This window comes from Croceimicrobium hydrocarbonivorans, assembly GCF_014524565.1.
Taxonomy (GTDB): Bacteria; Bacteroidota; Bacteroidia; order Flavobacteriales; family Schleiferiaceae; genus Croceimicrobium; species Croceimicrobium hydrocarbonivorans.
Genome location: NZ_CP060139.1, coordinates 2,719,260 through 2,735,774, shown reverse-complemented (window position 1 = coordinate 2,735,774; position 16,515 = coordinate 2,719,260). Strand labels below are relative to the sequence as shown.

General features: G+C 46.5%; 22 protein-coding genes and 1 pseudogene. 6 read left to right on the top strand and 17 right to left on the bottom strand.

All coding sequences use genetic code 11. The features are described 5' to 3' along the window. Window positions 1-31 precede the first annotated feature (31 nt). The 6 genes and pseudogenes from H4K34_RS12500 (at window position 32) to H4K34_RS12475 (ending at window position 2,989) form a co-directional block, all read left to right on the top strand. Window positions 32-409, top strand: a complete 378-nt coding sequence (locus H4K34_RS12500; protein ID WP_151693687.1) for a four helix bundle protein — start codon at window positions 32-34, stop codon at window positions 407-409. Between the two features lie 78 nt (window positions 410-487). Then, window positions 488-1,282 carry a cation diffusion facilitator family transporter gene (locus H4K34_RS12495; RefSeq protein ID WP_188477385.1) on the top strand — a complete coding sequence of 265 codons (795 nt, stop codon included), beginning with the start codon at window positions 488-490 and terminating at the stop codon, window positions 1,280-1,282. 7 nt (window positions 1,283-1,289) lie between these two features. After that, window positions 1,290-1,643 carry a SpoIIAA family protein gene (locus tag H4K34_RS12490; protein WP_210757725.1) on the top strand — a complete coding sequence of 118 codons (354 nt, stop codon included), beginning with the start codon at window positions 1,290-1,292 and terminating at the stop codon, window positions 1,641-1,643. Window positions 1,644-1,649: 6 nt separating this feature from the next. Beyond that, the gene (locus H4K34_RS12485; RefSeq protein WP_210757724.1) at window positions 1,650-2,273 is read left to right on the top strand and encodes a cation diffusion facilitator family transporter; all 624 of its coding nucleotides are present in this window, start codon (window positions 1,650-1,652) and stop codon (window positions 2,271-2,273) included. A 32-nt stretch (window positions 2,274-2,305) separates the two neighbouring features. After that, entirely contained in the window at window positions 2,306-2,671 is a 366-nt protein-coding gene (locus tag H4K34_RS12480) for a DUF3703 domain-containing protein (RefSeq protein ID WP_210757723.1), read from the top strand. Continuing rightward, window positions 2,668-2,989, top strand: a pseudogene (locus tag H4K34_RS12475) (YnfA family protein). Before H4K34_RS12480 ends, H4K34_RS12475 begins: the two are co-directional and overlap by 4 nt. 181 nt (window positions 2,990-3,170) lie before the next feature. Here the strand turns inward: H4K34_RS12475 and H4K34_RS12470 are convergent. The 17 genes from H4K34_RS12470 to H4K34_RS12390 are packed head-to-tail and all read right to left on the bottom strand — an operon-like array spanning window position 3,171 to window position 16,508. After that, on the bottom strand, window positions 3,171-4,610 hold the full coding sequence (locus H4K34_RS12470) for an AAA family ATPase (RefSeq protein WP_210757722.1): 1,440 nt from the start codon (window positions 4,608-4,610) through the stop codon (window positions 3,171-3,173). A 3-nt stretch (window positions 4,611-4,613) separates the two neighbouring features. Beyond that, window positions 4,614-8,513, bottom strand: coding sequence for an SNF2-related protein (locus tag H4K34_RS12465; protein WP_210757721.1), 3,900 nt, complete (start codon window positions 8,511-8,513; stop codon window positions 4,614-4,616). Continuing rightward, window positions 8,510-8,950 (bottom strand): hypothetical protein, encoded by a 441-nt coding sequence (locus H4K34_RS12460; RefSeq protein ID WP_210757720.1) that lies wholly within the window; start codon window positions 8,948-8,950, stop codon window positions 8,510-8,512. Before H4K34_RS12460 ends, H4K34_RS12465 begins: the two co-directional genes overlap by 4 nt. Then, on the bottom strand, window positions 8,941-9,690 hold the full coding sequence (locus H4K34_RS12455; RefSeq protein WP_210757719.1) for a JAB domain-containing protein: 750 nt from the start codon (window positions 9,688-9,690) through the stop codon (window positions 8,941-8,943). Before H4K34_RS12455 ends, H4K34_RS12460 begins: the two co-directional genes overlap by 10 nt. Then, a complete protein-coding gene (locus tag H4K34_RS12450) occupies window positions 9,687-10,421 on the bottom strand; it encodes an Eco57I restriction-modification methylase domain-containing protein (protein ID WP_210757718.1) in 735 nt (244 codons plus the stop codon). The genes H4K34_RS12455 and H4K34_RS12450 overlap by 4 nt, the downstream gene beginning before the upstream one ends. A 17-nt stretch (window positions 10,422-10,438) precedes the next feature. Further along, the gene (locus tag H4K34_RS12445; protein ID WP_210757717.1) at window positions 10,439-11,038 is read right to left on the bottom strand and encodes a DUF6549 family protein; all 600 of its coding nucleotides are present in this window, start codon (window positions 11,036-11,038) and stop codon (window positions 10,439-10,441) included. Next, complete coding sequence (locus H4K34_RS12440) at window positions 11,035-11,199, bottom strand: hypothetical protein (RefSeq protein WP_210757716.1); 165 nt, start codon at window positions 11,197-11,199, stop codon at window positions 11,035-11,037. Before H4K34_RS12440 ends, H4K34_RS12445 begins: the two co-directional genes overlap by 4 nt. A 17-nt stretch (window positions 11,200-11,216) precedes the next feature. Then, entirely contained in the window at window positions 11,217-11,471 is a 255-nt protein-coding gene (locus tag H4K34_RS12435; RefSeq protein WP_210757715.1) for a hypothetical protein, read from the bottom strand. Beyond that, window positions 11,471-12,412 carry a hypothetical protein gene (locus tag H4K34_RS12430; protein ID WP_210757714.1) on the bottom strand — a complete coding sequence of 314 codons (942 nt, stop codon included), beginning with the start codon at window positions 12,410-12,412 and terminating at the stop codon, window positions 11,471-11,473. Before H4K34_RS12430 ends, H4K34_RS12435 begins: the two co-directional genes overlap by 1 nt. Before the next feature lie 18 nt (window positions 12,413-12,430). Beyond that, window positions 12,431-12,838, bottom strand: coding sequence for a hypothetical protein (locus H4K34_RS12425; protein ID WP_210757713.1), 408 nt, complete (start codon window positions 12,836-12,838; stop codon window positions 12,431-12,433). A gap of 37 nt (window positions 12,839-12,875) precedes the next feature. Beyond that, a complete protein-coding gene (locus tag H4K34_RS12420) occupies window positions 12,876-13,391 on the bottom strand; it encodes a glucosaminidase domain-containing protein (protein ID WP_210757712.1) in 516 nt (171 codons plus the stop codon). After that, window positions 13,391-14,440: a hypothetical protein gene (locus H4K34_RS12415; protein ID WP_210757711.1), complete on the bottom strand. Its 1,050-nt coding sequence runs from the start codon at window positions 14,438-14,440 to the stop codon at window positions 13,391-13,393. Before H4K34_RS12415 ends, H4K34_RS12420 begins: the two co-directional genes overlap by 1 nt. Further along, a complete protein-coding gene (locus H4K34_RS12410; protein WP_210757710.1) occupies window positions 14,440-14,610 on the bottom strand; it encodes a hypothetical protein in 171 nt (56 codons plus the stop codon). The genes H4K34_RS12415 and H4K34_RS12410 overlap by 1 nt, the downstream gene beginning before the upstream one ends. Then, window positions 14,607-15,395 carry a hypothetical protein gene (locus H4K34_RS12405; protein WP_210757709.1) on the bottom strand — a complete coding sequence of 263 codons (789 nt, stop codon included), beginning with the start codon at window positions 15,393-15,395 and terminating at the stop codon, window positions 14,607-14,609. Before H4K34_RS12405 ends, H4K34_RS12410 begins: the two co-directional genes overlap by 4 nt. After that, on the bottom strand, window positions 15,392-15,724 hold the full coding sequence (locus tag H4K34_RS12400) for a hypothetical protein (protein ID WP_210757708.1): 333 nt from the start codon (window positions 15,722-15,724) through the stop codon (window positions 15,392-15,394). Before H4K34_RS12400 ends, H4K34_RS12405 begins: the two co-directional genes overlap by 4 nt. Beyond that, window positions 15,721-16,134: a hypothetical protein gene (locus tag H4K34_RS12395; protein WP_210757707.1), complete on the bottom strand. Its 414-nt coding sequence runs from the start codon at window positions 16,132-16,134 to the stop codon at window positions 15,721-15,723. The genes H4K34_RS12400 and H4K34_RS12395 overlap by 4 nt, the downstream gene beginning before the upstream one ends. Beyond that, the gene (locus tag H4K34_RS12390; RefSeq protein ID WP_210757706.1) at window positions 16,131-16,508 is read right to left on the bottom strand and encodes a hypothetical protein; all 378 of its coding nucleotides are present in this window, start codon (window positions 16,506-16,508) and stop codon (window positions 16,131-16,133) included. Before H4K34_RS12390 ends, H4K34_RS12395 begins: the two co-directional genes overlap by 4 nt. Window positions 16,509-16,515 lie beyond the last annotated feature (7 nt).

Sequence of the window (16,515 nt, the reverse complement as noted above, 5' to 3'; positions counted from 1 at the left end):
ATCAGACCAAAGAAAGTAAAGGCAGGTGGTTATGGCAGGTAGTTTTCGTGATTTGACTGTTTTCAAGAAAGCATTTTCGCTGGCGATGGAGGTGTTTGAGGTTACTAAGAAATTTCCATCCGAAGAGAAGTATGCGCTGACTGATCAATTAAGAAGATCTTCACGATCAGTGTGTCGGGCTATTGGCGAAGGATATAGAAAACGTCAATATCCAAAGCACTTCTCAAGTAAAATGAGTGATGCAGATATGGAAAACTCTGAAACTCAGATTTCTCTTGATTTTGCTTTGGCCTGCCAATATATATCGGAAGGAGAGCGAAATGAACTTGTCGTTAAATCAGAAGAGGTAGGTCGAATGCTCAACCATATGATTGAAAACCCCGAAAAATATAAACCAAGAAATAAATGACGGTACCTTTTGCAAACTGCCAACTGCTTTTGCCAACTATTTTTTGCCAACTAAACTAACGGGTAAATAAAAAAACACTTGAAAAAAAGCACATTCATAATAACAAAAATGGACTGCCCATCAGAGGAGCAGATGATCCGCATGAAGCTGGAGCCTTATAGTGAGGTAAAGCAACTTTCATTTGATATTCCCAATCGTAAACTGGAGGTATATCACACGGAAGAAGTAGACAAGATCCATCAGGCCATTCGTGAACTTAAGCTCAATGACCACTTGGAAAGTACGGAATATGAAGCTGAGTTGCCGTTGGCTACTGACGACTCCCAACAGCGAAAAATACTTTGGTGGGTGCTGGGCATCAATTTCGGCTTCTTTGTGATAGAGCTGACTACTGGATGGATTTCCAACTCTATGGGCCTGATAGCCGACTCATTGGATATGCTGGCAGATTCCATCGTTTATGCACTAAGCCTGTTTGCAGTTGGTGGTGCTGTTTCCAGAAAGAAGAAAGTCGCTAAATTCAGCGGTTATTTTCAAATGGGATTGGCGTTCTTAGGATTCTCAGAAGTTTTGCGCAGATTTTTCAGCGAAAGCGAAACACCGCTGTTTCAATGGATGATAGTTATAGCAATTCTGGCCCTTATCGGCAACTTGGTTTCCCTATGGTTGATCAATAAAGCCAAAAGCGATGAAGCGCACATGCAGGCCAGCGCCATATTCACTTCCAACGACATTATTGTTAATGGCGGAGTGATCCTGGCCGGTGTAATGGTTTATTTTCTAAACAGCAAATGGCCTGACCTGTTAATTGGTGGAATCGTGTTCGCCTTTGTGATGCGGGGCGCTATTCGCATTTTGAAACTTTCTAAATAGTAACGACATGATACAGATAGAAGAAAATATAGACAAAATTTACATGGTTGCTACAGGCAAACTTGATGATACCGATTACGATAAAATGTTACCACTACTGTGGCAGAAAATTGAGCAGCACGAACAAATTAGCTGGTACTTTGAGATGCAGGATTTTGAAGGCTGGTCAGCAAGCGCTCTTTGGCGCGATGCGAAGTTTGATCTTAAAAATAAGGAGCATCTTAAAAAAGTAGCCATTGTTGGCCAAAAGAAGTGGCACGAACTCATGACAGATATCATGAAACCTTTTACCGATGCAGACATCCGGTATTTTGATGAGGAAGAAGCTGAGGAGGCGAGGGAGTGGATTAATAGCAAGTAACTTCTTATGGAAAAGGAAAGAGGAAAATATCTTAGAAAGGCCCGTAAAGTACAGGTTTACAATGTCATTTACGACACCATTGAAGTAGTTGTATCTCTCATTGCAGGTTTCTCTTCCGGCAGTGCAGCTTTGATCGGTTGGGGCCTCGATAGCATAATTGAAGTAGTGTCGGCAAGTACCTTGTGGTGGCGGCTTAATGGTGAAGTGAAAGGCATCAGTGAAAAGCGCGTTCGAAAAAGGGAAAGAGCCACTCTCTATGTTATCGCCATTTCATTTTTACTGGTAAGCGCCTTTATTACCTATGATTCTATTTCAAAGCTGATAGCTCAAAACCCTCCTTCCTGGAGTACAGCCGGAATTGTAATACTCGTGATTTCTCTCGTGGTAAATCCGATCCTGATTTGGTACAAATACCGCTATGGCAAAAAGCTGGACAGCAAGGAGCTAATTGCAGATTCCAAGGATACCTTTGTATGCCTTTATCAGACCATTGCAGTCTTAGGGGGTCTGCTTGCTGTTCGTTATCTGGATTGGTGGTGGGCCGATCCTGTTGCAGCATTTCTGATCGTGCCCTATGCTCTTAAAGAGGGTTGGGAAGCTTTTCAGAACGGAAGAAAGATTGATGTTTAGGTTTGTTCTATGATGTAGCTAAAGCAAACAATATGAAATTCAACACTATTAAGCCTTCCAGGTTGCAGCCATACTTCGAGCAGGAGCTTAGAGTATATCGGGCAGCTCTGGAAAAGGATCAATTTAGAATTGCCTGGAGACATCTTGAAAGGGCACATATAATCGGCCAGTCTTGCCCCTGGGAACACAGCTATTTGCATTGGAAGATGCTTCTCTTTGGTATCAGAATTAAAAGTGCCAAAGAGGTGATCGGTCAAATACCACGGTTACTGGTAGGTGGGGTAAAGTCTTTTGTTGGGAAAATTCCTGTAGGTAATACAGGAGGAGCCAAGGTTCCACCTCTAAAATCAATGGAAATACCTCCGGATATTCAACAATTAATTAACAGTGTGAAATGATTACTATCCTTAAATCAATGGTTCTGTTTGTATTAGCCGGCTTATTCGAAATCGGAGGCGGTTATATGGTTTGGCTCAGCTTAAGGGAAGGTAGGCCCTGGTGGATTGGCGTTTTGGGTGGTCTATGGAGTGGTGGCCACCTTTCAACCGGCAAATTTTGGCCGGGTGTATGCAGCCTATGGCGGCATTTTCATTGTGATGGCTATTATCTGGGGCTGGAAGGTGGATGGAGTTGTGCCGGATAAGTATGACCTTATCGGTGGCACTGTTGCATTGCTTGGTGTACTGATTATTATGTATGCTCCAAGATCAACGTAGTTCAAGCTAGGGCGAAAGAAGGATGACTTACTAGTGTCGTAATGAAGTGTGGGACATAGTTTGATCACCAAAGATGATATTGAATGAAAGTGGCCTTCATTATTGAGGGAGCCTCCAACTTTGTCAGAAACCAATATTTAAGCTTGCCTCTTCGAATGGGCAGGTTCTGGAAAAACCTAGCTTAAAACCTCACCTCCATCTCCCCTTGACCAAACCGCCCTTTCCCTTTGGCCATACCATTTTCCACCTCAATAATCACGTCCACCTCATGGGCCAGTTCATTTCCGCCTTTGAACTTACCGTCCTTGGTGGCATGGAAGATGAAAATGAAACTGGTGCGTGGATACTTGTTTTTTAGTTCGATCATGTCATCGAGTTCCATTCCAGCCCGGCTCACGCTGTCAATGAACACAAAATCGTAGGCTCCTAGTTTGCCTGGCAATTCCTCGGAAAAGTTTAGTCGAGGATGAATGGCGCCAATTCGGGTAATCTTCTCCTTTAAGGTATAGCCGTAGCCCTCTTCAAAGGCCACATACAAGACTTCACCGTGATGGCTGGCCAGGTGATGCGCAAAGTCCAGCATGAGGGTAGATTTACCACTCTTGGGTTGACCGAATACCATGGCCGTAAAGCCTACCGAAGGGTCACCGATCAGTTCCTGGAATTTCCCACGGAGGCCGATGGTTTCAAAATCCATGTTCATGAGATCCTGGCTGGAAACAACTCCGGCAAGTCCTTTTGGTTTACCCGGTTTGATTTTAGTTCCGGGCATCCCCAAAAGTCCATAGATTCCGTTGAGCTCGCTTTCCGTAATTTCAGGTGCGGCTTTTTTATCCCGCAGGAAGATCTTCAACGACTTATAAGCCTCACTGAGCTTAGCCGCATAAGGATCGTCTTTACGGATCTTTCCCTTCTTTACCATGCGCTCCATGGCTTTCATCAGGCGCTCGGCCCGTTCTTCCATGCCTTCCCGGCCATGAATGGCCACAAAGCGCTTGAGCAAGGCTATCGACTCCCGGATCCGTTGTGATGAAGCAATTTCCTTGTAGTGCTCTAAATGCTTGGAGGAAATGCTGATTTCTGCTTCGTCACCCATACGTTCCGCGCAACTGATGAGTTGATCTTGGATTTGCAGCATCTCTTTGGCGTAAGAAGAAGTTTTCCGGATGCGCTTCTCCAGCATGGCCTTCTGTAGAGAAGAAAGAAGACGCATGACCGACAATTTGGATTTTACCTTACCATGCATGGCCACATACCTGCGGATAAAGCGAATCTCTTCCGGTAGCATTTCCACCGGCTTGGCTTCGGTCTTGGCAACAGCCTTTTTTACAGCCCTGGGTTTTGCCTGAGCTTTAGCAGGTGATTTCTTCTTTGTCTTTGTCGGGCTAGGCTTTGCTGGCTTGGTTAATTGCTTTTGCGTTTGCTTTGGCCCACTCGCCTTCACATAGGCATTGAGCTTTTCGATATAGGTATCCACCACACGCTTGATGGTTTCATTGCTGTGGTACCCGTTTTGAGCTAAGGCTTTGCGGGTAAGATCGTCACCCTTTTTCAAAGCTTCGGGGAAAGATGAAAAGTCGAGGTTGCAAGCGGTATTCAGGTAATTCTGTACGGTAATCATGGCTTAAATTGCTAAAAGTTCAAGTTCTAATTCAAGGGCAAGGGCTTCCAGTTCCAGGGTACTGTCTTCTTCATCGATGATTTCAAATTCAGCTTCTTCCTCTGGCTCAGTCCGGGATGGTAATTCCACCTTGTAGTCCAATAGGTAATTGAGACGGGCAAACTCCGCAGCGCGTTCCCTGGCCGTTTTGCCCTCCACCTGGAGCGCAGATTTCTTCTCTTGGATCTCACTTCTAAGCTCTGACCAACGTGGACTCTCTTTACCCCCTTTATACCGGTCGGCTTGAGTGGTCAAGGCATCTTGTTCCTTGGTGTAAGTGGCCAATACCATATCGAGGTCAGAATCGATGCTAAAGCCTTTGCTTTTGAGCACGGTTTTCTCAGTCTTTCGCACCTTGGAAACGTATTCCTTCAAATACTCCAGGTACCATTTGTTGGAGAAATACACCCCTAGCATAGAGTAACTAGCATCGATCTTTCGCCCCATGGCGATAATCTCCTTATCCCCCATCTCGGTGGCAGAAAGCAACTCTTCCAGATCATCATGGAGCTGAACAGCCTTTTTCCGAACTTTAGATGCTTCGCCTTTCTCCTCCTGGTCTTCGCTTAGCCAATGGCTGTTTTTGAGAGAAGCCAGGAAAGCCCGCAAGGCCTCAATGGATTTTTCCCGGTAAGAGCGGTAATACTGGATATCCCGCTTGATCTCCTCAATCAGGGAGATGGAATGGCGAATGCGTTTCCATTGGCGCTGTAGCTCTTCTTTTTCCTGGTCAAAGAACATGCGCACCAACCGGTCGATGTCAGTGATCAGTGCCAGTTTCACTTCCTGTGGATCCAGGCTTTCCAGGTCAAGCACATTGCCACGATCACCCCGGAACCAGATGTCATTGATCCGGGCGGTTTTCTCTTCCAGTTTTTGGAATACAAAAACGTCCATGGAATCCTGGATGAGCGGCATCACCACCCGTACATATTCAAATTGGTTGCCTTGTCGCCAGATGCGGCCTTCGAGTTGCCGGATATCGGTGGGGTTCCATTCGGGGTAGCAGTTGTAGATTACAGTCCCGCGTTTTTGGAGGTCAATACCCTCCCGTATGGTAGCCGTACCTATGATGACCTTTACCACCCCTTCCAAAAAGGCTTCCTTGACATTCTCCTTTCGGGTATCATTGATATCAGAAGAGATGATTTCCACTTCATCTACTTTGACCTTCGAATAAGTTACACCTCGCTTAAATCCCAGCTCCTCTTCCAGGTACTCCTTGATCATCGGGAAGAACTGCTTTCCCCGGTTCATGTAGATCACCTGGCCCGAAACTTCCTCACCCCGTTTTTTGTGGTAGTCCTTCACCGAAGCAATACACTCCATCACGTAGGCGATTTTTGGTGAGTTCTTTACAAACTCCCGGTAGTCCTCCGGCTGGCCACCCAGTAAATAAGGAGAAAGTGCGTTATCCAGGCTATAGGCCAGGGCCCTGAAGAGATTGCCCATATCCAACTTTCCTTCCGTGGACTTCTTGGCCAGCGAAACAATCTTATTTTGATTCTCGCGCTGGAATGGAGTCATATTGATGTAGGTGAGCGCCTGATCCTTTACCGGCAAACGCTGTTCAGGCTTGTCCTCCAAAAGGTTGTAGATCATCGGGAGATTGATCTTCTTTGGACGCTTTACCCCGGCCTCCTCACCAGTTTTGTAAAGAATGTGGTTGTAGATGAGCTTCTGCAACACCCTGCGGTTGGTGAAGCTCTTAATCACCTCCTTCTCCACAATCTCTTCCTTGTAGTTGGCCGTCCACTCAATGGTAGGAAGAACAAAAAGGTCGAAGAAGGTATCGATGTTGTAAATCCCACTGCTTACAAGGCTTTCGTAACCTACCAGGGAGAGCATGGAATAGATCTCCAAAGGCGAATTGGTAAAAGGCGTAGCGGTAAGCAGCATGGTATTTCGGCCATACTTACGCTGAATGTAATTGAGGATCAAAAATGCCTTTTGACCGGTTTCTGAAACCGCACTTTGAATACTGTAGCGCTTGCCATTGTCCTCATCGGCTTTTACCGAAGCAAAGACGTTTTTACACCGGTGCGCTTCATCGATCACCACATAATCAAAGGCCAGTGCATCCACATCGGCCACGGTATTTTTAAGACCTACACCGATCATCTCCCGGAATTTCTGGTACTTGATTTCCTTATCGCGCTCGCTTTTCTCGGAAGACTGTCCAAGGATATTCACCAGCTCCGTGAAGAGTGATTCCGAAACATCCTGACCAAAGCCCAGACGCTTGAAACCTTCATAGGTGACGATGGTAATCGACTTCTTAGGAACCGGCTTACTCAGATTCAACCCTTTGACTACCTGAGTTCCCAGATTGTACCAGTCATTGAGCTGGACAACGGTATAGGACAAAACACCAGGAACGAATTCACCGGACTTTTTATCCGTGTAGCCAATGAGTTCGGCAATCCATTTCTTGTAAGTTGGTTTGGGTACTACGATGAGAGGCCGAGAGCATTTACCACTGTACAGCGCATGCGCCAGGTTGGTAATAGCGGTCATGGTTTTACCCACCCCCACGTCAAAAGCATTGATGCCGGATCCCATGGCCTCCATAAAAGCTACTCCCTCCCGCTGGATATCGGTGATCTGTAGTACACCACTTTTAAATTTCCGGGAACATTCAAATCCCACCGGTACCTTGTGGTGCATAATGTCGGCCTGGGCATTGTAGAGTCGGTTCCAAGAATAATCCAGTCGCTGCTGATCCTCGAAAGTCAACACCTCGTGCAGGAACTTGGAAAAAAGCTTTTCGCCTTCTTCACGGGCATTGGCTTTCAGCTCCGCCTTTTCCTCTTTTGAAAGCCGGTCATCCCGCAACGGACGATTGAGCAAATAGTAGTCAGAAATATCAATGGCCGAGCTTTTTACGAAATCTGTTTCCTGGAGGGTGTAAAGCCACTTGATAAAAACGTGTTGCAAGGTGTACTTGCGTTCCCCATCAAACTGGAGGTTGATGGATTCCTTGGCATTCTTTCGGGCAATACGTCCGTTGACCTTCTTAAACTCACTGGCCGATTCCACATCCATATACTCCTCGCGAACCTGGGTGATATTGAAGGTGTCCTTGCTGGATGCGAAATCTGAGATGGCCGTTATTATCGGACGCTCCTTTTCATCCGGATTGGTCACCGTCATTAGTTGTGGTTTGGCCTCCGAGATTTCTTTCAGATGCTTCTGATAAATGGCCTCACCCCAGGTTTCAATAATAAAAGCCTTATCCGCTTCCAGTTGGAGTTCGCGGTCGTACATATTACCAAAGGTGTAGATCGGCAAAGGCAAAAGTTCGCCACCGTGGTAAAACAGAGCTCCTTCTTCCACCAGGCGATTAAGCTCCTTTTGATTGCTGGTCGCTTCACCTTTTATAAGGGAACAGTCATCCGATTTGACTTTAAAAAGCCCGGAGCCCGAACGAACGATATAGTAATTGGTACCGGCTTTGCTTTCTTCATCACGGATCCACTTACCCAGTACTTCACCAGGATAAGCCATGCGGATCTCAGCCATACGCTCGTCATAAAGTAGCGTGGCCGATTTCACTTTCACTTCCTTAGTGGCTTCACCTTCCTTTAGAAAATAGGCTTCCCATCCGTGCATAGGCACACCCACACTTCGCTTGTACCATACCCAGGCTTGGATCTCATTTTTGGAGATGCCTTTGTTGTAGCGTTTCACTACCTCCGAAAAGGGCATCACTTTGGAAGATGTGATGCGTCCTAAACCGTCCAGTTTAGGATCTTCAGTCAGCAATTTTTTCAAAGTCTCAGACTGCGCTGCCAATCTTGCAGCGGTATATCCATTCAGGCTACCCAAGCCCGAAGCGCTCGAAATTCCGTTTAAGTAGCTCATAATTCAAAAAGGTTGAGTTCCAGCTCTAAGGCTTGCGCCTCCAGCTCCATGCTGTTCTTTGTTTCCAGGGTTCGGTCAATTGCTTTTTCCACATCCTCCCGGTTTCCGGCAATGCTTACCGGAAAATCCCGCGAACTGGCAATCACTTCCTGGCCACAAATCTTACCTGGATTGATGTCGAAGTAGGTATTGAAGGTCATCAGCTCGGTTGTGCTAAGCGGCTCATTGGAAAAGCTTTGCTTCTTTTCCACCAGCTTCACCATCTCACCTGCGTCAAATTCTTCAGGGAACACACCATTTCTAACCAGAGCTATTTGCTGCTCCAGTTCCTTTCTTCTGGCAGCAGTGGCGGTCTTTAAATCTTCATTGAATTCCGCGCGCAGGTGATGCAGAGCTGCGATTCTTGCCCTAGACCGTTGAGGAAAGATCAGTTCCATTCCATTTCAATTTGAGGGATCACTGCTTCTGGAATCCGGTTATCACGCAGCACCTTTTCCAGGATGCGCTCTTCCAGCTTTCGGTAGCCTTCCTTGGTTTGAATCATACGATGAATGTTGGGAGAATTAGCCTCAGTCACCTGGCGCAAGCCTTGGAGAATACGCTCACGCATGGCCGTAACCACAGACTCTTCCGATGGACCGGAGAGCGAGCCTTCGCTATTGTCCGCGAAAGAGTAATAGTTGTCCGCGGTACAGATGATGTGATCCAGAACACTGATGTCAAACATAGAAGCCGCTTCTTTAAGACGTTTGGTCATTCTGCGATCCGCTTCACTGGGACGGGTATTCCCGCTGGGATGATTGTGCGAAATGATCATAGCCTTGGACAGAGTTTTGATGGCCACGGCCGTAATGATTTCGATATCCACTTGGGTAGAGTTGATGGTGCCCTTCGAGTGCTTGTAATAGCCTGTGATCCTATTAGCTTGATTCATGTAGAGCACCACAAAATGCTCCTGGATCTCCATGCCATCGAAGATGACCTCCTTGATAAACTTATAAGCATCTGAAGAATGTCGAACCTGGTTGTCGTAAAGCTTTTCTTCTTTGAAGGTGATGTCAATTTCCCGGACTTTAAAGTCGCGTTCGATGTCGCTGATTTGTAATTCCAGTTCATTCAGATCAACCCCATCCAGAACAATGGTACCGGCATGTGAGGGTATATCGTATCGTTTCATTTTCGTCTAAGGATTATAATGTCAGTAGGTACCGAAGAATGCTTGAATACCGGGGGCAAGCGATAGGCATCAATCAGATCGGCCAGCTCGCTTATCCTGTCTTTCTCACTTTGGTAAGAAATGCCGCTGCGGATGATGTTGCTGGAAGTGACAAATACCAAGAGGCCACCAGATTTGAGCAACTGCAAGGATTTAAACATGAAAAAGGTCTCCAGCTGCTTGAATTTTTCCTTCTTGAAGAATGCCGAGTATTGGTTGACATGCTTGCCATAAGGAGGATTCGAGATGACCAGGGAAAAAGGCGAATGCTCCAACCAGGTTTTTCCGTTTGGCAAGGCAGAGGTGAAACGTGGTGCCTTTAAAAAGGCTGTTTCAAAGTATTGATTGTAGACCGTAGCCTTGGGGTAAAGAACCTCCGTAATACGAGCGGAAACCGGGTTGATCTCAAAGGCGGTAATACTGGTCTTTGCAGGGGCATCTTTTAAAAACCTACCGGTGCCGCAGGAAGGTTCCAGAATGGAGCCACCATCATAGCCGTGAAAATGAGCCAGTTCCCACATCTTTTTACAAAGCCATTCGGGAGTGTAGAATTCATGCAATAAACCCTGCCCGGTCGCACCCTTTGAAGCTAACCCGCCAGCTCCTTCATAAGCAGAAATAAAAGCTTTGTCCGCCACAGAATAAGGTTCTCCGGCAGCGTCCTTCCTTTTGATGAAGGATTCTATAGCCATATTTCGCTCTTGCGGATTCAATCTTCAATTTCAATGTGTTGGGTATATTCAATTTGTGCGTTAGGGTTCTTCAAACTCACGCGCTGCATAAGCTTTCGTGGAGAGAAAATCCACAGCCAGGGTTTTTCCCGCTCACCACGGTAAACAACTTGCACCAGGGTATCCCGGTAGGCCAGGTTTAACTGCTGCCGGTTGCCAATGGCTGTTCCCCGGATGTCAAAAAAGCCGTCCTCGTAGTCGAAAATCTTCACGGCAAGGGTATCGTAGATAAGTGAGTCCCGAAGTACTACAGTAGCCGGAGTAGAGATCTCGAACCCGGTAGCGCTCACCGATTCAGCTCTTGAAAGCTTTACTCCCAATTGCTTGATCTCTGAGGCCATTTGAGGCAGCAAATACGAAAGCTCCTTGCTCTTTAGCTGGAGTGCTCTGTTTTGTGCGGCCAACTGCCCATTTTCGGTTTTGAACTGAACCAAGTCTTCTTGCAGTGCTTCATTGGCACCCAAAACCCTTTTGTAGGAGTGATTGGCTTCCTTCCAGGCATCTAATAAATACCAGCAAAGTCCTAGCGATAACACGAGGCCAGCAACCAAGGTGAATATGGTCTTTACATTCATCATTCTTTGCCTGATGTTGGTCGTTTGGTTTCTGCCCAGATGTAGGTGGATAGTATGGTCATCACCCCGGCAATACAGGTAGTGGCCACCGTTTCAAGGTCGCTATGTATGGCGATATAGGTGGTGCTGATCAAAAAAATTAAAGCCACCCAGGTGATAGTCAATCTTTTGCTTTTGCTGATCATGCTCTTTCCCACGTATCTCCGTTAAAAACTTCAATGATTAATGTGCCTTCCTGTATTTTGAGCCGTGAGTTGCCGGCATCTTCCAAAACCTTCTCGCGCTGGCACCAATACAGCGCATCCTGGTAGGCTACCATGATGGTTTCCCCACCGGTAAATTGTTGCGGTGCGCTAAAGGACTTGGTCCCGGTCACTTGTTGACCGGAACTCAAGTCCATAGCACCCTCCACCTGTTTTACTTTAATGCGATCCATTATCTGTAAGCGTAGGCAACTGAGACAGTGTCTGAGGTTTCAGTGACGTAAGGAACCGTGTAGGATATTTCCGGTGATCCGGGAGAGTAAGTCACGGTTTTGACCAGGAGGCCGTTGAAGTAAACTAAGGGCTCAAAACCGGCTGCTACATCGTTGGCAAGAGTGATGTTTACAGGAACACCAGCTTCACCGATTATATTGGTAAAATCCTCTCGCGTTTCTGTAAAGAGATCTTCCTTACTGTTCGCTGTTGAGAGTGCTGAATTCGCGGTAGTTTGGGCGGCATCGGCATCGGCCTGAGCAGCATCAGCAGCCGTTTGAGCATTAGCTGCTGCTGTGCTCGCGCTGTTGGCAGTATTCTGAGCATTGGTTGCCGCAGTGCTTGCAGAATTAGCAGTAGACAGTGCGTTGTTAGCCGTGGTAGTGGTGGAAGCCAAATTGGATTCAATCGTATCCAGGCTTACGGCCTGTGTTACGGTGATATGTCCCACCTTGGTCTTCTCCGCATCGGTGAAGGCATTGGTATTGGCATTACTTTCATAAGAGCTCTTAATGGCTTCTTTGGTAAGCGCATTGCTGAAAGCATCCTCATCGGCAACTTTCTCAAAAGTGGAGGTGGAACCGTTTCCATTGGTGACAGCGGTAACGATGTACATACCCCATTTACCATCACCATCATTCGAAACGAAAACACGGTCGGACACTTTTAGTCCGGTCAGCGCATCGCGCTCGGCAATGGTCGCCACGTTAAATCCATTGTCAGCCCCGGATATCATGTTTTGCACCTCTGTCTTCGAGTACACATCCAAGTTGGTACGTGCATTGGCGGCATTTACATCCGATAGGTTATTGGCTTTCTTTACCACCTGAGAATCCAAGGCTTTTGCAGCCAAATCGGTGGTGAGGTTTTGAATCTGTTTCTGTTTAATAAACTCGCTCATAGTGTCTTTTTCTTCGTGTTAGATAGTTGTTGACGGATATTTCAAGATCACGCGATCGGTGGTCTCCAATTCAAAAGGGCCATGCCAATACAATCGATCATCCTGTATGTGATAATCATAGCTCTGTCCGTATTGGTAAAGCACATTGTTTACGGTAAGGAAGATTGAATCAGTGTCGATGATGGTATCTGGAAAGAAGAAGGTATTCTCACCGTTGGCAATAATCACCAGCTCCAATGTCACCCAATCGATTAGTATCGCAGCTGGATTTCCATCACCACCCAATTCTTGGCAAGAAGAAATACGATAGCGCTCTTCGCCAATGAGAATTTCATCATTGACCGCATCGCCTAAGAACTTCAACACCTCTTTCAAGGTGAATGTCTTGGTTTGTCCACTCCGTAGTTCTTTGAGGGTAAAGGCCATAATTACTTTTTGCTTTTACTGATCCAAATCCAAGCGATTAATCCTGAGATGAGCAATGCTCCGATGGCTTGTCCTCCGGTGGATTGGATAAATTCAAGTCCTTTTTTTTTACGATGGTGGAGATACTGTTGAACGTGCTGATGATACCCTTGCGGTAGTTCTCACGATTATCCCCATTGTTTTCACTGATATAGGGGCTGTAAGCAATGGCCTGGGCATATGCCGCAGAATCATTACTGACTGCATGCGCTGATTTATAGCGACTAGAAATCAAGCGAGCAAAATCATAGAAGCTATCCTGAGCGGTACGATATACCCGGAATTTCAAACGATACTGGTTATTGGCAACCGTGTAGCTTCCGTCCCAGAATTCATTGGGAGAACCAGCCGCAGTAATACCAAAGAAATTCTTCCGCACCCGTGCTCCATAACTTGAGCCCCATCCGCTTTCAATGGCCGCTTGTGCCAGGATAACTGCTGGGTTCATGCCAAAGCGCTCACCGGCTTTTTGAGCCAGTGGCAAATAGGTGGTTACAAAGGTTTCTTTATCCATTATTCAGTTCTTACGTGTTTAGAATTGATCCATCGGTCTGTGCCATCCAGGGTTCTTACCAGGGTATAGTGCATGGCATTTCCTTCCAGGCTCATCACCGGATATCCGATCAATACTGATTCGGGAACTCGCGAGATGGGTTCAAACTTTTCTCCCAGCACCATGGCTGATTCTGTAGTAATTACTCTTGATCCAGGAGCAGATAGCCAACCCAGCCCTGGAATAGGCAGCATGTAGCTCAATTGATTTCGAGCATTGGGATAGGCCTGTGCAAGAGTGGATTCAGAAGTAAACTGAGCTACGTAATTGCTCGAAGCACTTACCCATAAAAGCATAGACTGTCCAATCTTTGAGGCTAATGCTCCAGGTGCTCCTGCACCTACACGAAAGGCCACTTCAATGAACTTGACATTGTTCTTGCTATCAAAGTGTTGCTTGCCGGTAGCATAGCCAATAAACTCTCCAGGACTAGCTGTTTTGTAGATGTTTTTGTTTTCACCCACCTCATACCAAGCCCCGTGATAGGAGGCATCGGGAGATGTCCGAACGAACACGCTGCGCTTGGCAACAATCATCTTTTGGGGAGCGGTATAGGCTCCTGAAGATCTCGAACCGGTACTGCTAGAAGATCCCGAACTATTGCTGCTATTGATACGGTTATTCGAGATGGTTTGCAGAAATGCGTTGAACTTGTCAGTGGAAAGCTCTCCTTGCAGATCCTGAATAAGTTCCTTCCCATACAAGTTGCGATAAGCGGTAGCCACTGCATCCAGATTGGTTATTTGCGATGCAATCTGAGCGATGGCATCTTCATTGGTACCGTCACTCCACATGAGCCAGGAAACACCACTGGGGTTCATGGCTGAGCGTAAGCCCATGGCTTGTCGCACTTCAGGGCTTTGATCCGCCAATACAGAAGTGTTTCTTGAGCGCATGTTCTTAATGGCTTTACTGGTTACTCGATAGCCCAGATAGAGTCCACCGGCAATCATCAACCCACGAAGGATCTTCTGTTGCTGCTCTTTTGATATGGGAAGCACAGGAATCATTAGATCATCAATCGAATTCGCATTTGAATCACTTTGCTGGCCAATTTCTTACCGATAGCTGTCCATTCCTTGGCGTTAAAATGACCGGACATACTGCTCATAGCTGTGGCTATTTCCTGAGCCTCAGCATCGGATTTTGCTTTAATGAGAATGGTCTTTTGATAGGTCATGATGCTTGTTCATTTTGTTGGGTCAAATGAGCAAGGAGCCCTCCAATCAAGGACGGGTTATTGCTCAATTCAATAAATACCAGGTAGAGTTGACCAAGCAGGGCGTCATCTAGCGACTGCATGAATTCGCTCACGAGTTCTATGATCGTTTCCCTTTGGGTCTTCTCAGATTCTTCAGTAGATGTAGAGGTGTCCTCAATTCCAGCTAAGGCTCCCAGGGTATTTCCAAGTGGTGTAGCACTTAGCATTTTAGCAAGTCCGGGAAAGGCCAAGCCTAGAATATTAGCGTAATACTCTACCTTCTTCTTAGCTTCTACAACTTCCTCCATTTCCTCGATCTGCTTTTTCAGCTGATCGTTTTCATGGGATAGTTGCTCATTATCGGTTCGAAGTTCCTCGAGTTCCTCATTGCGTCTTAATTCCGCAATCTTCTGATTCAACAGGTCGTTTACCTCAGCCTCACCCAAACCCTGAAAATCCGTTTGAGTACTCACCATTGGAGTAGGCTCAACATCAAATGAGAAGGTCTTGGTCCAGAGCAACACATCGTCATTGCCTCGAAGCTCAACCCTCAATTTATCGGGCCCTTCCGACTGAATGTACTGATGCATTAATCGGGTGAAATTCTTAGAAGGTGAACGATCTATGCTATTGAGCTTTTTCCCCCTTTTCGAGAGATATGCTGAACACATGATATCCTGATGCCCAAGGGTTCGTTGGGCAGAAATCGCCTTACGGATCGTTGAAGCGATATTGTAGCGTCTATTTTTCTCTAGCTCACTCATGCTCGGGGTATGGCTCTAATGAATTCGACTTGAGAAAGAGCACCGGGATTAGGAAGATGGATGGCCAGTTGACCACCAAACTCCTGGATCTTGGTAATCCCTCGTGAAGACCAGTTTTCATCTACTTCCAAAATGGCTGTCTCACTGGCAATGGTGGTACCTTGAGGCAGCTCATGAGTCAGGAGATAGTAGTAGCCTCGATTGGCATCGCTGTAGAAATTCTTTTGCGATGGATCCAATACCAGGGTAAAGACATCCAGATAGAAATCTTTCACCTGACGAGTCGCTAAGAGTCGCTCAACATATCCTATGGATTCAACAGAAATCATGCTTTGTAACAGTGAAAGGTGAATCGAACTTTATAGGGAGTGAATTCCGCAGTTTCAGGATCAAAGTCCTGCATACCTAGGTCACGGTAGAAACCGGTAACCATACGGTTTTCCAATTGCTGAATGGAAATAGGAAGAAGCTGGGGACGGTGGTGCGTCTGGTCTGTAAAATGCTCCTGGCTTACTAGCGGCACTGTAAAGTTGACCGGATGGATTTTCTTGCCCTCAAACTCTAATGAATACTCACCAAAGACGGGGATTACCGGACTATCCATGGGGATTCGCCCCACCACGATTGCCTGTACGCCAAAGCACTTTGCTGCATCACCAGATAAACGGAAATCCAGGGGCACCACCTGATTAGGGCGGTACACCTGAATACTCCGATTAAGCCTAACTATCCCTTTCATTCTTCCTCGTTCACTAACCACAAAAACACTTTGGCCTCGTAGGGATAGCTCACCCCTTCAATGCTAGGGTCGCTATATCTGCCTTCAAAGGCATTCCCACTGGCCTCGAGCTTTTCTTCAAATCGAAAGAACTTATCATTAGGCGCAACCCCTTGTCCGCAGGTAATAAGACGTACATCGTGATCGTCATCAAATACGTCTTGCCCTCCAACCTTAAAACTCAGGGTTGCACCATATTCTATCTTAGGATCGGGTAAGGCCACGAAAATGCCCCGGATACGACTGTAGGATTTCTCTGTTTCACCGGTAAATCGAACAGTCGCTCCTGCTTGGGGCACCCCAATGCGTATCATTTGGAACTTGTGGTCTTTCATGGCACCC

What these genes read in the sequence shown, in the direction of transcription:
- H4K34_RS12455 (WP_210757719.1), bottom strand. Translation starts at nt 9,690, where the DNA reads ATGAAACGATACGATATACCCTCACATGCCGGTACCATTGTTCTGGAT.
- H4K34_RS12395 (WP_210757707.1), bottom strand. Translation starts at nt 16,134, where the DNA reads ATGAAAGGGATAGTTAGGCTTAATCGGAGTATTCAGGTGTACCGCCCT.
- H4K34_RS12500 (WP_151693687.1), top strand. Translation starts at nt 32, where the DNA reads ATGGCAGGTAGTTTTCGTGATTTGACTGTTTTCAAGAAAGCATTTTCG.
- H4K34_RS12405 (WP_210757709.1), bottom strand. Translation starts at nt 15,395, where the DNA reads ATGAGTGAGCTAGAGAAAAATAGACGCTACAATATCGCTTCAACGATC.
- H4K34_RS12425 (WP_210757713.1), bottom strand. Translation starts at nt 12,838, where the DNA reads ATGGCCTTTACCCTCAAAGAACTACGGAGTGGACAAACCAAGACATTC.
- H4K34_RS12465 (WP_210757721.1), bottom strand. Translation starts at nt 8,513, where the DNA reads ATGAGCTACTTAAACGGAATTTCGAGCGCTTCGGGCTTGGGTAGCCTG.
- H4K34_RS12420 (WP_210757712.1), bottom strand. Translation starts at nt 13,391, where the DNA reads ATGGATAAAGAAACCTTTGTAACCACCTATTTGCCACTGGCTCAAAAA.
- H4K34_RS12485 (WP_210757724.1), top strand. Translation starts at nt 1,650, where the DNA reads ATGGAAAAGGAAAGAGGAAAATATCTTAGAAAGGCCCGTAAAGTACAG.
- H4K34_RS12450 (WP_210757718.1), bottom strand. Translation starts at nt 10,421, where the DNA reads ATGGCTATAGAATCCTTCATCAAAAGGAAGGACGCTGCCGGAGAACCT.
- H4K34_RS12400 (WP_210757708.1), bottom strand. Translation starts at nt 15,724, where the DNA reads ATGATTTCTGTTGAATCCATAGGATATGTTGAGCGACTCTTAGCGACT.
- H4K34_RS12460 (WP_210757720.1), bottom strand. Translation starts at nt 8,950, where the DNA reads ATGGAACTGATCTTTCCTCAACGGTCTAGGGCAAGAATCGCAGCTCTG.
- H4K34_RS12470 (WP_210757722.1), bottom strand. Translation starts at nt 4,610, where the DNA reads ATGATTACCGTACAGAATTACCTGAATACCGCTTGCAACCTCGACTTT.
- H4K34_RS12390 (WP_210757706.1), bottom strand. Translation starts at nt 16,508, where the DNA reads ATGAAAGACCACAAGTTCCAAATGATACGCATTGGGGTGCCCCAAGCA.
- H4K34_RS12490 (WP_210757725.1), top strand. Translation starts at nt 1,290, where the DNA reads ATGATACAGATAGAAGAAAATATAGACAAAATTTACATGGTTGCTACA.
- H4K34_RS12445 (WP_210757717.1), bottom strand. Translation starts at nt 11,038, where the DNA reads ATGATGAATGTAAAGACCATATTCACCTTGGTTGCTGGCCTCGTGTTA.
- H4K34_RS12430 (WP_210757714.1), bottom strand. Translation starts at nt 12,412, where the DNA reads ATGAGCGAGTTTATTAAACAGAAACAGATTCAAAACCTCACCACCGAT.
- H4K34_RS12480 (WP_210757723.1), top strand. Translation starts at nt 2,306, where the DNA reads ATGAAATTCAACACTATTAAGCCTTCCAGGTTGCAGCCATACTTCGAG.
- H4K34_RS12415 (WP_210757711.1), bottom strand. Translation starts at nt 14,440, where the DNA reads ATGATTCCTGTGCTTCCCATATCAAAAGAGCAGCAACAGAAGATCCTT.
- H4K34_RS12435 (WP_210757715.1), bottom strand. Translation starts at nt 11,471, where the DNA reads ATGGATCGCATTAAAGTAAAACAGGTGGAGGGTGCTATGGACTTGAGT.
- H4K34_RS12410 (WP_210757710.1), bottom strand. Translation starts at nt 14,610, where the DNA reads ATGACCTATCAAAAGACCATTCTCATTAAAGCAAAATCCGATGCTGAG.